11 protein-coding genes are annotated in these 12999 nt (G+C 57.9%); 3 read left to right on the top strand and 8 right to left on the bottom strand.

The genetic code is table 11. The features are described 5' to 3' along the window. Positions 1-462 (bottom strand): NAD(P)H-dependent flavin oxidoreductase (locus tag V7680_RS09370; protein ID WP_335653027.1); only part of this gene is annotated, 462 nt, incomplete at its 3' end. 108 nt (positions 463-570) lie between these two features. Continuing rightward, complete coding sequence (locus V7680_RS09365; RefSeq protein WP_335653026.1) at positions 571-1839, bottom strand: aspartate kinase; 1269 nt, start codon at positions 1837-1839, stop codon at positions 571-573. 68 nt (positions 1840-1907) lie between these two features. Here V7680_RS09365 and ubiG point away from each other — a divergent pair, with 68 nt between their 5' ends. Further along, positions 1908-2636: a bifunctional 2-polyprenyl-6-hydroxyphenol methylase/3-demethylubiquinol 3-O-methyltransferase UbiG gene (gene ubiG / locus V7680_RS09360; protein WP_335653025.1), complete on the top strand. Its 729-nt coding sequence runs from the start codon at positions 1908-1910 to the stop codon at positions 2634-2636. After that, a complete protein-coding gene (locus V7680_RS09355; RefSeq protein ID WP_335653028.1) occupies positions 2633-3076 on the top strand; it encodes a GNAT family N-acetyltransferase in 444 nt (147 codons plus the stop codon). Before ubiG ends, V7680_RS09355 begins: the two co-directional genes overlap by 4 nt. 39 nt (positions 3077-3115) lie before the next feature. Here V7680_RS09355 and V7680_RS09350 read toward each other — a convergent pair whose 3' ends face one another. From V7680_RS09350 to V7680_RS09325, 6 genes are all read right to left on the bottom strand, one after another. Beyond that, on the bottom strand, positions 3116-3787 hold the full coding sequence (locus V7680_RS09350) for a glutathione S-transferase family protein (protein ID WP_335653024.1): 672 nt from the start codon (positions 3785-3787) through the stop codon (positions 3116-3118). Positions 3788-3874: 87 nt separating this feature from the next. Beyond that, a complete protein-coding gene (locus V7680_RS09345; protein ID WP_335653023.1) occupies positions 3875-4309 on the bottom strand; it encodes a hypothetical protein in 435 nt (144 codons plus the stop codon). A gap of 109 nt (positions 4310-4418) precedes the next feature. Beyond that, positions 4419-4754, bottom strand: a complete 336-nt coding sequence (locus tag V7680_RS09340) for a VOC family protein (RefSeq protein WP_335653022.1) — start codon at positions 4752-4754, stop codon at positions 4419-4421. 81 nt (positions 4755-4835) lie between these two features. After that, on the bottom strand, positions 4836-9362 hold the full coding sequence (gene gltB / locus V7680_RS09335; RefSeq protein ID WP_335653021.1) for a glutamate synthase large subunit: 4527 nt from the start codon (positions 9360-9362) through the stop codon (positions 4836-4838). Position 9363: 1 nt separating this feature from the next. Further along, complete coding sequence (locus tag V7680_RS09330) at positions 9364-10416, bottom strand: DUF2059 domain-containing protein (protein WP_335653020.1); 1053 nt, start codon at positions 10414-10416, stop codon at positions 9364-9366. 31 nt (positions 10417-10447) lie between these two features. Continuing rightward, the gene (locus tag V7680_RS09325) at positions 10448-11902 is read right to left on the bottom strand and encodes an NAD(P)-dependent oxidoreductase (RefSeq protein ID WP_335653019.1); all 1455 of its coding nucleotides are present in this window, start codon (positions 11900-11902) and stop codon (positions 10448-10450) included. Between the two features lie 299 nt (positions 11903-12201). Between V7680_RS09325 and V7680_RS09320 the strand changes: the two genes are divergently transcribed. Continuing rightward, entirely contained in the window at positions 12202-12996 is a 795-nt protein-coding gene (locus V7680_RS09320) for an undecaprenyl-diphosphate phosphatase (protein WP_335653018.1), read from the top strand. The last annotated feature ends 3 nt before the right edge of the window (positions 12997-12999 follow it).

Genomic DNA, 12999 nt, shown 5'->3' with positions numbered 1-12999 from the left:
GATATGGCCGCCAGCCTCCATGCCTTCGATGACAATCGCGTCGACGCCCGAACGGACGAACTTCTTGGCCAGCGCCATGGCGGGAGCAAAGCAGATCACTTTCGCGCCGGTTTCCTTGATTGCTTCAAGGCTCCCCTTGGGTGGCAGACCACCAGCGAGAACAACATGGGTCACCGCATGTTTGCCGCAGACCGCAATCAGCGCCATCAGGTCGGGATGCATGGTGATCAGATTGACCCCGAACGGCTTGTTGGTAAGCTTCTTGGTTTCGGCAATTTCGGTGTCGAGCAAGTCGGGCGTCATCGCGCCGCAGGCAATCACGCCAAAGCCGCCTGCGTTGGAAATCGCGCTGACCAGATTGCGTTCCGATACCCAGGACATCGCCCCGCACATGATCGCGGTTTCGCAGCCGAGAAAATCGGTGCCGCGTTGCATGAGATGCTGGAGTTTGGATTGGGTCATTCAGTTTCTTTCTAAAGCCCTCTGTCCGTCAGGGGAGAAGGTTGAGAGAGGGGCAGTTTGCTAGGACTCCGCCCCCCGAAGTTCCTCCCTTGACGGGGAGGGAGATGATCAGGCCGCGTCCACCGCATCCAGCCCATAGGCCGTGTGCAGCACGCGCAGCGCCAGTTCGGTATAATCTTCCTCGATCAGCACGCTGACCTTGATTTCCGATGTGGTGATCGCCTGGATATTGACGCCGCGATCGGCCAGCGCGCGGAACATCGTCGAGGCGATACCGGCATGGCTCTTCATGCCGACGCCGACAACCGATATCTTGGCGACATTGGTGTCGGGGATCAGGCGGTTGAAGCCGATTTTTTCCTGTGCGCCTTCCAATACCTGCATCGCCCGGTCGAGATCGACGCTGGGCACGGTGAAGGTTACGTCGGTTTCGCCTTTCTCGCGACCGACATTCTGGATGATCATGTCGACGTTGATCGCGGCATCGGCGAGCGGCGCGAAAATATCGGCAACCGCGCCGGGTTTGTCGGGCACGCGGGTCAGGGTGATCTTGGCTTCATTCTTGTCATGGGCGATGCCGGTGATCAGCTTCCGTTCCATATCTTCTATCTCCATTTCGTCTTCGCTGACGATCATCGTGCCGGGCAGATCGTCGGCGGTCCAGTTGGTATTTTCGTCGGTGAAGGACGATAGCACCTGAATGCGCACGCCTTCTTTCATCGCCAGTCCGACCGAGCGGGTCTGCAATACTTTCGCGCCAACGCTGGCCAGTTCGAGCATTTCCTCGAACGTCACCTTATTGAGCTTTTGCGCCCGGGTCACGATCCGCGGGTCGGTTGTGTAAACGCCATCGACGTCAGTGTAGATATCGCAGCGATCGGCCTTGACCGCTGCCGCTATCGCGACCGCGCTGGTATCGGATCCGCCGCGGCCCAGAGTCGTGATCCTGCCTTCCTCGCTCAGACCCTGAAAGCCGGGGATTACGGCGATTTCACCGCTTTGCATAGCGGCGGTCAGGGCTTCTGCATCGATCGAGTCAATCCGTGCCTTGCTATGCGCCTCGATCGTCCGGATTGGCATTTGCCAGCCAAGCCAGCTCCGCGCCTTTGCTCCCAGAGATTGCAGCGCAACGGCCAGCAAGCCTGCGGTCACTTGTTCTCCCGAAGCCACGACCACGTCATATTCTGCCGGATCGTAGAGTGAACTGGCTTCGCGGCAGAAATTGACCAGACGGTCGGTGTCGCCCGCCATGGCGGAGACGACCACGGCCACTTCATGGCCGGCATCGGACTGTTGCTTGACGATCTGCGCCACCCGGCGGATGCGTTCGATTCCGGCCATTGAGGTGCCGCCAAATTTCATCACTATGCGTGCCATAATATTGTCGGGAAAACTTTCGTTAAAAAGGGCCTGAACAGGATCGAAAATCCTGATAAAGAGGGGCCATGACAAAGGCAAGTAGCACGATCAATCCGGCGGAAGCCGCGCATTTTGGCACTCTCGCGGCGGAATGGTGGGATCCGAAGGGTAGCTCGGCGATGCTCCACCGGCTGAATCCGGTGCGCCTGACCTATATACGCGAAGCGATTGATCTGCATTTCGATGTCGATTCAAGTCAGTTGCGGCCGCTGGCGGGCAAGAAAGCCCTCGATGTCGGTTGCGGCGCGGGCTTGCTATGCGAGCCGCTGGCGCGACTGGGCGCGAAGGTGACAGGCCTCGATGCAGCGCCGGAAAATATCGCCGTGGCAATGGCGCATGCCGGACCGCAAGGGCTGGATATCGACTATCGCAACGAAGCAATCGAGAGTTTTGGCGGCAAAGACTATGATCTGGTGACCTCGCTGGAGGTGCTCGAACATGTCGACGACCCGCAGGGCTTTATCAATGGTCTGGCGGATGCTCTGGCTGATAATGGCCTGATGATAATCTCGACGCCCAATCGCACCGCCTTGTCGAACCTAATGCTGGTGGAGCTGGCAGAACGGACCGGGCAAATCCCGCGCGGGACTCATCATCATGACCAATTCATCACCCCGGAAGAGTTGGAGAAGATGCTGAGCTCTGCGGGTCTCCAGGCGATTGATACAACCGGGATATCCTATGGACCGGCGAGCGGTTTCTCTCTGTCTGATAATCTGGCGCTCAACTATCTGATGACGGTCGTCAAAAGCTGATTGCTAAGGTCCAGCCCTATGTAGTTGCCGATAAACCGGCGTGTCTTGCAATATTTGACAGCAATGTTTCGGAATTTTTTGATTCCACCGAGCGCGAGGATTTTGCTGCATTTCTGGACAATCCCGGCGGAGAATATTTCATTCTCGAACGGGATGGAGCCGTCATCGGCTGCGGCGGCTTTGCCAAGGAAGATCGCGGGCAGGCGCGCTTCACCTGGGGCATGGTGGATCGCAATTGCCATGGCCAGGGACTGGGGCGCCTGCTCGCCGAATATCGATTGCAGGCGATCGCGGATGCGGACGATTATTCCGAAGTGGAATTGTTCACCACGCCCATGGTTGCGCCGTTTTTCGTCAAATTGGGTTTTGCCGCCGCGCAGGTCGAGAAAGACGGTTTTGCGCCCGGCATGGACAAGGTGCAGATGATCAAGACGCTTTAGTGGTCGACGCTCCGAAAAGCGGCGGCATTCCAAAGGATTTCAGAAATCCACTTTTTCATAATGCGGCGGCGGCGCGATCACTTCCATCCGTTCGGACAATAATGGCCGGAACGAAGGTCGCGATTTGAACATCGCATACCACGCTTTGGTTTGCTCGTGACCGGCCCAGTCAATCGCGCCAAGATAATCGGCGACCGAAATCTGGGCGGCTGCCGCAAGGTCGGCAAGGCTCATCGTCGCCCCGGCCAGCCAGCTGCGGTGGTCAATCAGATAGTCGATATAGTCGAGATGGACGTTCGCCCGGCGCATCGCTTCGCGCAAGACCTTGGCATCGGGCGGTTCGCGCCGGACCAGTCTCTTGTGCATCCGTTCGTGCATCATCGGAGCGGTGACATCGCCGTAAAACTGCTCGTCGAACCAGGCTACCAGTCGCCGGATTTCGGCCCGGTTGACTGCGGTGCCGTTGATCATCGGGACTTTTTCGACGGTTTCCTCGATATATTCGCAGATCGCGATACTATCGACTAAATGGATATCCCGCTCGGCATGTTTCATGACCGGGGTCCGGCCAGTCGGGTTCATTGACAGAAATTCGTCGCGCTGATCCCACGGCGATTCGCGGATAAGCTCATAGCCGACCGATTTCTCGCCCAGCAACAAGCGGACTTTACGGGAAAACGGACATAGAGGGAATTGGTACAACTGCCACATGGCGCTGGTGTTAGTCGCGAATATGCATTTGTGGAAGAGCTTTGATGCCTGTCAGACACATTGTGCTGTTGCGGGTTGAAAGCAGCATCATTGTGTCGTTTCCATCCGCCGCTTCATCCTGTTGCCAATCGCCTTTAACTGCGGGAGAAGCGCGCCAAATTCCGAGGCCATGATCCCCATCATTGCGGTTCCCCGGCGCATTTTTTCTTCTGCATCGCGATCAAAGTCGGGGTCATCATTCCGTGCCAGATCGCCCAGCGTGGCGTCGGGATCAATTTTCGGGGAATCGCCGTCGCGCCGCATTTCTTCGGGTAGCGCTTTGTCCATTGCATGAGCAAATTTACCAATCGGAAGATCCATCATCGCTGCCATAAAACCGGACATCATCAAGACCATATTGTCGTGAAATACCGGATCATTGAGCCTTTCGATCGTATCTGCTTCGAGTTGCTGTTCCCGTGCAAGCGCCGGGCTTGCTATGATCAGCGAGGCTGTGAATATTGATAAGGTAAAGCGACGCATGAGCGATCCTCCTTCAGATTTTCATCGATAACATCGGAATAGAAGATTTCGGCTTAGTCTCTGCTGAACCTGCGATGCCGCCGCGTAAACATTTGTAACGGAGTGCAGTCTAGTCCGGCTTATAAACGGCCAGCCGGTTTCCGGCCGGATCTAGGCACTCGAACCGCCGCCCGCCGGGGTAGGTAAAAATTTCTTTGATGATTTCGCCATTTGCCGCTTTGACCTGCGCGAGCGATGCTTCGAGATCGTCGCTTTCGAATGTGGGCATAGGAGCCACCGGTTCTGATCCTGCCGCAATGCCGATTTGTACCGGTCCGCCTTCGACCGCTGCATAGTCCGGGCCATAATCGGTGAAGGCAAAGCCGAAGGCTTTTTCGTAGAAGGTTTTGCTAGCGGGTAGATCGCTGGCTTTCATTTCAACGTAGTTGGGGGTGATCTTGGGCATGGCTTGGCTCCGGCTGTGGACTGGTGAGAGCCAGCCTAGCATGTTGTGGTTCTTGCCGCACAAACATATCTCGAAGGACCGTCACTCCGCCGCTTCGATCACCTCTTTATCCGATAACGGATGGCCGATCCGGCTGACCATTTCCTTGGGGCAGACCTGCCAGAACCGGTCGCGCCAACGGTCCCAGTCGCGCAGGATCGCTTCGGACCATTTGCTGTCGGTGGTCTTGTTATGCCGCTGGATCAGCGAGAGCAGATGACCTTCCCAATAAGCGCTGTCGAGCCGTTGCCAGACGATGCTTTCGCCATTGGCCATTTTCCCGAAATTGTCTTCGGTGTCGAGAATGAAGGCCATGCCGCCGGTCATGCCGGCGCCGAAATTGCTACCGACCGAGCCGAGGATGACGGCATTGCCGCCGGTCATATATTCGCAGCCATTGGCGCCGCAGCCCTCGACCACGACATCCGCGCCGCTGTTGCGCACCGCAAAACGTTCGCCCGCCTGTCCGGCCGCGTATAGCTGGCCGGCGGTCGCGCCATAAAGCACGGTATTGCCGATGATCGTATTCTCCTGGCTGACCAGCGGCGAGCTGACCATCGGGCGGATCACGATCTTGCCGCCGCACAGGCCTTTGCCGACATAGTCATTGGCGTCGCCGAACACTTCCAGCGTGATCCCCTGACAAAGAAACGCGCCGAGCGACTGTCCGGCTGATCCGCGCAAACGGATATGGACATGGTCTTCGTTCAGGACACTCATGCCATATTTGGCAGTAATTTCTGCGGAGAAACGGGTCCCGACCGCGCGATGGGTGTTGCGCACCGTATAGGTGAGCTGCATTTTCTCTCGCCGCTCGAACACCGGCCTGGCATCTTCGATCATTTCCGCGTCGAGACTGTCCGGCACTTCGTTGCGGTGAGTCTCGAGATTGAAACTGCGCTCGCTGTCCTTGGCGTCGACCTTGGCGAGAATCGGGTTGAGGTCGAGATCATCCAGATGCTCCGCCCCACGGCTGACCTGCCGAAGCAGTTCGGTGCGCCCGATAATCTCCTTAAGCGAGCGATAGCCAAGGCGCGCCAGTATCTCGCGCACTTCCTCGGCCATATAGGTCATCAGGTTGATTACCTTTTCCGGGGTGCCGGTGAATTTTTCGCGCAGTTTTTCATCCTGGACGCAGACGCCGACCGGGCAGGTGTTGCTGTGGCACTGGCGGACCATGATGCAGCCCATCGCAACCAGACTGAGCGTACCGATGCCGAATTCCTCGGCGCCAAGGATCGCGGCGATGACGATGTCGCGGCCGGTCTTGAGCCCGCCGTCGGTGCGCAATTTTACCCGGTGGCGCAGGCCGTTGAGGGTGAGTACCTGATTGGCCTCCGACAGTCCCATCTCCCAGGGAGTTCCGGCGAATTTGATCGATGTCTGCGGCGATGCGCCGGTGCCGCCGGTGTTGCCGGAGATCAGGATGACATCGGCATGGGCCTTGGCCACGCCTGCCGCAATCGTGCCGATACCGGCCGATGACACCAGCTTCACGCAAACCTGCGCACGCGGGTTGATCTGCTTGAGATCGTAGATCAGCTGGGCAAGATCCTCGATCGAGTAGATATCGTGATGCGGCGGCGGCGAGATCAGGGTCACGCCGGGCGTCGAATGGCGTAGCTTGGCGATGAATTCGGTGACCTTGAAACCAGGCAGCTGGCCGCCTTCGCCGGGCTTGGCGCCCTGGGCGACCTTGATTTCGATTTCCTCGCAGGCGCCGAGATATTCCGATGTCACGCCAAAGCGGCCGGAGGCGACCTGCTTGATCGGGCTCGAGGCATTGTCGCCATTTTCATAAGGCTTGTAGCGGCGCTTTTCCTCGCCGCCTTCGCCGGAGACGGATTTCGCGCCGATCCGGTTCATCGCGATGGCCAGCGTCTCGTGCGCTTCGGGACTCAGCGCGCCGAGGCTCATGCCCGGCGTGTTGAACCGCTTGCGGACTTCGGTGATCGCCTCGACCTCGTCGATCGGCACCGGTGCCGGCGCGTAGTTGAATTCCATCAGATCGCGCAGATAGATCGGCTCCATCTCGCGCACCGCTTGGGAGAATTGGAGATAGGACGAATAGCTGTCGTGGGCGACCGCCGATTGCAGCAGGTGCATCATATGAGCGCCGTATGCATGGGCTTCGCCGCCATCGCGCTGCTTGTAGAAACCACCGACCGGCAAGCGCACGACCGCTGGTTCAAAGGCCGCTTCATGCTTTTCCTGAGCGTTGATGAACAGCGAGGCATAGCCTTCGCCGGAAATCTTGGTCGGCATGCCGGGAAACAGGTCGTTGCACAAGGCGCGCGACAGGCCGACGGCTTCGAAATTATAGCCGCCGCGATAGCTGGAAATAACCGCAATGCCCATTTTCGACAGGATCTTGAGCAGGCCGTCATCGACCGCTTTCTTGTGCCGTTCGAGGCAGTCGTCGAGAGTCAGATCGCCGAACAGACTACGAGCGTGGCGGTCGGAAATCGCTGCTTCGGCCATATAGGCGTTAACCGTGGTCGCGCCGACACCGATCAAAACCGCATAGCAATGGGTGTCGAGACATTCCGCCGCCCGGACGTTGACCGAAGCGTAGGAGCGCAGCCCCTTGCGGACGAGATGCGTGTGCACCGCTGCCGTCGCGATCACCATCGAGATCGCCATCCGGTCTTCGTCAATATCCTCGTCGGTGAGGAAGATTTCGGTCTTTCCGGCGCGCACCGCTTGCTCCGCTTCCGCGCGGATCCGGGCGAGCGCATCACGCAGTTCGATCGCGTTTCCGCTGGTTGCCATGGTGCAGTCAATTTGTGCGACGGCGTCACCAAAGCCGAGTTTCAGCCGCTCCCACATGGCGCAACTGAGCACAGGACTATCCAGTACCATGACATCTTCATTCTGGCTGTCCTGCTCGAGGATATTGGCCAGGTTGGAAAAGCGCGTGCGCAGGCTCATCACGTGGCGTTCGCGCAGGCTGTCGATCGGCGGATTGGTGACCTGCGAGAAATTCTGCTTGAAAAAGTGGCTGATCTGGCGCGGCTTGCGGCTGATCACTGCGAGCGGCGTATCGTCGCCCATCGATCCGATCGCTTCCTTGGCATCCTCGACCATCGGCGCGAGGATCATTTCCATATCTTCCAGCGTATGGCCGGCGGCGGTCTGCCGTCGGATCAGCTCTTCCTTGGAAAAGCCCATGCCGGAATTTTCGGGTGCCGGTGGCAGATCATCGACGGTCTGGAATCCCTTGACCAGATCGGCATAAGGTTCCTCGCTAGCGATCCGGTCCTTGAGTTCCCGGTCCTTGAACAGGACGCCTGCATCAAGATCGACCGCGATCATCTGTCCGGGCCCGAGACGGCCTTTCTCGATAATCTGGCTTTCGGGGACCACGACCATGCCGGATTCGGAACCGATGATCAGCAGATTGTCGATGGTGCGGGAATAGCGCAGCGGACGCAGGGCGTTGCGGTCGACGCCGGCAACAGCCCAATGGCCATCGGTCATCGCCAATGCTGCCGGACCATCCCATGGTTCCATCACGCTGGCCATATATTCGTACATCGCCTGATGCGCCGGATCGATATCCGGGTCATTCTGCCAGGCTTCGGGGACCAGCATGATTTTCGCGGTCGGTGCATCACGGCCGGAGCGGCAGATGGTCTCGAACACTGCATCCAGAGCGGCCGTGTCGGAGGAACCGGCCGGGATCACCGGCTTGATATCCTCGCTGTGATCGCCAAAGGCCAGACTCGCCATCTTGATCTCATGGCTCTTCATCCAGTTCTTGTTGCCGCGAATGGTGTTGATCTCGCCATTATGGGCAAGGCAGCGGAACGGCTGTGCCAGCCACCATTGCGGGAATGTATTGGTCGAATAGCGCTGGTGGAAAATCGCGACCCGGCTTTCGAACCGGTCATCGGTCAGGTCGGGATAGAATATCGACAGCGATTCGGCGAGGAACAGGCCCTTGTAGATGATCGAACGGCAGGACAGGCTGCAGATATAGAAATCCTGAATTTGCGCGGCGATGACTTTCTTCTCGATCCGGCGGCGGATGAGATAGAGATTTTTCTCGAATTCGCGGGCGTCCTGCTTGTCCGGCATCGGACCGGCAATCATGATCTGCTCGATTTCGGGCCGGGTATTCTGTGCCTTGGGGCCGATCACCGATACGTCCACTGGCACCTGACGCCAGCCGTAGATCGTGTAACCGGATTCGATGATTTCGGCCTCGACGATGGTGCGGCAGGATTCCTGCGCATTGAGATCGGTGCGCGGCAGGAAGATCATGCCCACGGCAAGCCGGTTGGGGCGGACCTTGTGACCGCTGTCGGCAATCGCATCGTCAAAGAAACGCTCGGGAAGATCGACGTGAAGACCGGCACCATCACCGGTCATGCCATCGGCATCGACTGCGCCCCGGTGCCAGACCGCTTTCAGCGCATCAATGGCCGAGGACACGACGCGCCGGGACGGCTTGCCATCGGTCGCTGCGACCAGACCCACACCGCAGGCATCGCCTTCAAATTCAGGCCGGTACATGCCTTCGCGGGCGAGGCGTTCATGTTCGGGGGTGGGATAAAAGTGGGTCATGTCAGTCTTTCTGCAGACGCTTTCTGGCGTTTTCTGTTGCGGCTTCCTGGGCCGCGAAATATTTTTCAAAGGCAATTTGATGTTCGGCTTCCAGCTTTGCTACCGTTTCGCGTTCCCGGGCGGACCAGCTGCCCGGATCAGCAGCCAGATCGCCTTGTGCTTCCGAATAGCATTCGTCGTCCTCGCTACAGAATTCATCCGCGGCTGAATCGGCCGCTTCCGCGAGGTCTGTTTCAACGGCTTCAAAACCAGAACCTCCCATTGATTCGCGATCAACGCCCATCAATTCGGACATTTTGCGCAGATCGTCCTCGCCTAGATCGCCAAATTTGCGGGGAGGGGGAAGGCTATCCGATCCATTGGTGATTTCTTCCATCACGCCAAAAAACCGTTCCATGAACTTGGGCATCATTTCCATCGATGCAGACATGACTTCGGGGCTCGTGAAGATCGCGAGGCTTTCGCCAGCTATTTTTGCGCCCGCTTCGGTCTCGTAAAATTCTGCTGCCGCTTCCAGTTCGCTCGCGGAGAAACGGCGAGCATAAGCGCGCGCCATTCCGGTCCGAATGGAAGGTTCGATCTCGTCGGACAGATCGATCATGACGTCGGTGATCTTGGTCATCATCGCGCGATTGCGTTGCTTGTAATGAGGATCGATGATGGTCATCACGTCGGATGTGGTCGCACCATCTTTGAGCGCGATATTGTCTTCAGGAACGCCGGCGAAGGCCGCGATTGTCGACAGTGGGACCTGGTCGATCCCGTCCATCATCGGTCCGACGACTTTCTGAAATGTCTCCGCCATGATCTTCCGGTAGCTGCCGGCGGGGACGAGGGCTCCGGCGATGCGTTCGCTTTTGGCGAGAAGCGCAGGTTCGATCGGCGTGTCGTCTTTCGGGAACATATTCCCGAACAATTTGGTGAAGACGTCCAGTTCATTTGCGCCTCTTTTAGCAAGACTAGTCTCGGCATCGGTCTGATTGTCATTCGCCATTATCGGCGTAGAGAAATTCAGAGCGGCGATGGCCGCTCCCAGCAGGAGAAATTTCTTCATTAAACCATATCCCGTTCTGAATAGTGATGTGTCATGCCGCGACCTTTTCAGCCTGCTTCTTCTCGCGCAAATAGCGGTGCATATGTTCGGTCACATCGCGACCATCCCTTATACCCCAGACGACCAGACTGGCACCGCGAACGATGTCGCCTGCGGCGAACACGCCTTCCATATTGGTCATCATTGACTTGTGATCGACCCGCAATGTTCCCCAACGGGTGACCGCGAGGTCAGGGCAGTCAAACAGGCCGGGCAGATCTTCGGCGTCAAAGCCAAGCGCCTTGATGACGAGATCGGCGTCGACCGAAAAATCGCTGTCCGGCTGGGCTTCGGGTGACCGACGGCCACTGGCATTGGGCGCGCCGAGCCGCATCTTCACCGTCTTGACTGCGGTGACATGTTCGGTGCCTTCGATCGCCTTCGGGGCCGAAAGCCAGACAAATTCGACGCCTTCTTCCTCGGCATTGCGCACTTCGTTCTGCGAACCCGGCATATTGGCGCGATCACGCCGGTAGAGACATTTTACCGACTTGGCGCCCTGTCGCACCGAGGTCCGCACGCAATCCATCGCGGTATCACCGCCACCGATGACGACGACATTCTTGTCCTTGGCGTTGAATCGTCCATTGTCGAAATCGGGAACGTCATCGCCGAAGCTTTTGCGGTTGGAAGCGATCAGGAAATCGAGTGCTTCCTCGACTCCCGGCGCGCCAACGCCCGGCATCTTTATTTCGCGCGCTTTGTAAACGCCGGTAGCGATCAGGATTGCGTCATGCTTGGCGCGCAATTTTTCCAGCGTTGCATCGCGGCCGACTTCGAAATTTTCGTGGAAGTTGATACCACCGTCTTTCAGCCGCTGAACCCGCCGCATGATGACTTCTTTCTCCAGCTTGAAACCCGGAATGCCGTAAGTCAGCAAGCCGCCGGCGCGGTCGTGCCGGTCATAGACATGCACTTCGTAACCGGCGACGCGCAGATATTCCGCAGCGGTCAGGCCGGCTGGTCCCGCACCGATGATACCGACCGACTGGCCTTTGGACCGGCCCGGGACGAGCGGTTCGACCCAGCCTTCTTCCCAGGCGGTGTCGGTGATATATTTTTCGACTGCGCCGATGGTGACCGCGCCGTGACCGGAGAATTCGATCACGCAATTGCCTTCGCACAAACGGTCCTGCGGACAAATGCGGCCACAGATTTCCGGCATGGTCGAGGTCAGATTGGACATTTCATAGGCTTCGCGCAAGCGGCCCTCTGCCGTCAGGCGGAGCCAGTCGGGAATATGATTGTGCAACGGGCAATGGACCGAACAATAAGGCACGCCGCATTGCGAACAACGAGCGGATTGCTCGGCTGCCTTGTCCGGCGCGTAGCGGTCGGCAATCTCGAGAAAATCTTCGGCGCGGAGACTGGGCGCGCGCTTTTCGGGATAAGACTGGCCTTCCTCGACAAATTTCAGCATTTCCAATTTCTGCGGGCTTTTTGCCATGCGAGACGCTCGTTTCCGGTTGTTTTGATTGTGGTCAGTGGCCCGGTTGCGCGGGCATGTGGGCCGAAATAACCGAGAAAGCGGCCAGAGTCACGAAAAAACTGCTAATAAGGACAGTATATATGTCCTAATATATCCGTAGCGACCCATTATCCTTTTAATATTTTTCCAGATCCTCATTAATAGTATCGCTTCGGCCATATATTTTCCTCACGACAATGGTCTGACGAAACGCTATTGCGCGCGAGATCAACATTTGGCCGAGCCAACATACGGCCATAGAAATATACGGAATGCCCATGACCTTCATCCAAATGCTGCTTCTCGCGATCGTGCAGGGCGTTACCGAATTTCTGCCGATATCTTCATCGGGCCATCTGATCCTCTTGCCGGTGTTTACCGGCTATGCCGATCAGGGACCGATGATCGATATTGCCGTGCATGTCGGCTCGCTGCTCGCGATCATCACCTATTTTTTCAAAGATGTCTGGTCACTGGGCCGGGGCGGTCTCGCCACCATCGGTATTGGCCAGGCTCCGGCCGAACGAAAGCTGTTCTGGTGGATCATCATCGGCACGATTCCCGCCGTCATCGTCGGCCTGTTCCTGAAGACCGGTGGTTATCTGGATGGTTTCCGCAGCACCACATTGGTCGCCGTCAATCTGATCGTCTATGGCATCCTGCTCGGCATCGCCGACCGGTTCGGAAAGCAGGTCAAATCTTTCGAGGACCTGACGCTGAAGGACGGCATCATTGTCGGACTGGCGCAGGCCATGGCCCTCATTCCCGGCACCAGCCGTTCCGGCGTGACCATGACCGCTGCCCGTTTCCTTGGCTATACCAGGGTAGAGGCGGCGCGCTTTTCCTTTCTGCTGTCGATTCCGGCGGTGGCCGGAGCCGGCGTGCTGATCATCCCCGATCTTATGGGCGCCAGCACCGAATTGCTCAAGGAAGCGCTGATCACCGGCGTGCTGACCTTTGTCGCGGCTCTGGCGACCATGACCTTCCTGATGCAATTTTTGCGCAAGGCCTCGATGATGGTCTTCGTTATCTACCGCGTCGCCATGGGTATCGCGCTACTCGCCCTTTTCTAGGGG

Source organism: Parasphingorhabdus sp. (assembly GCF_036963705.1).
In the GTDB taxonomy this organism is placed as follows: Bacteria; Pseudomonadota; Alphaproteobacteria; order Sphingomonadales; family Sphingomonadaceae; genus Parasphingorhabdus.
Note: the sequence above shows the minus strand (reverse complement) of the source record. Positions and strands in the feature narration are given on the sequence as shown.

What these genes read in the sequence shown, in the direction of transcription:
- V7680_RS09365 (WP_335653026.1), bottom strand. Translation starts at nt 1,839, where the DNA reads ATGGCACGCATAGTGATGAAATTTGGCGGCACCTCAATGGCCGGAATC.
- ubiG (WP_335653025.1), top strand. Translation starts at nt 1,908, where the DNA reads ATGACAAAGGCAAGTAGCACGATCAATCCGGCGGAAGCCGCGCATTTT.
- V7680_RS09350 (WP_335653024.1), bottom strand. Translation starts at nt 3,787, where the DNA reads ATGTGGCAGTTGTACCAATTCCCTCTATGTCCGTTTTCCCGTAAAGTC.
- V7680_RS09345 (WP_335653023.1), bottom strand. Translation starts at nt 4,309, where the DNA reads ATGCGTCGCTTTACCTTATCAATATTCACAGCCTCGCTGATCATAGCA.
- V7680_RS09340 (WP_335653022.1), bottom strand. Translation starts at nt 4,754, where the DNA reads ATGCCCAAGATCACCCCCAACTACGTTGAAATGAAAGCCAGCGATCTA.
- gltB (WP_335653021.1), bottom strand. Translation starts at nt 9,362, where the DNA reads ATGACCCACTTTTATCCCACCCCCGAACATGAACGCCTCGCCCGCGAA.
- V7680_RS09330 (WP_335653020.1), bottom strand. Translation starts at nt 10,416, where the DNA reads ATGAAGAAATTTCTCCTGCTGGGAGCGGCCATCGCCGCTCTGAATTTC.
- V7680_RS09325 (WP_335653019.1), bottom strand. Translation starts at nt 11,902, where the DNA reads ATGGCAAAAAGCCCGCAGAAATTGGAAATGCTGAAATTTGTCGAGGAA.
- V7680_RS09320 (WP_335653018.1), top strand. Translation starts at nt 12,202, where the DNA reads ATGACCTTCATCCAAATGCTGCTTCTCGCGATCGTGCAGGGCGTTACC.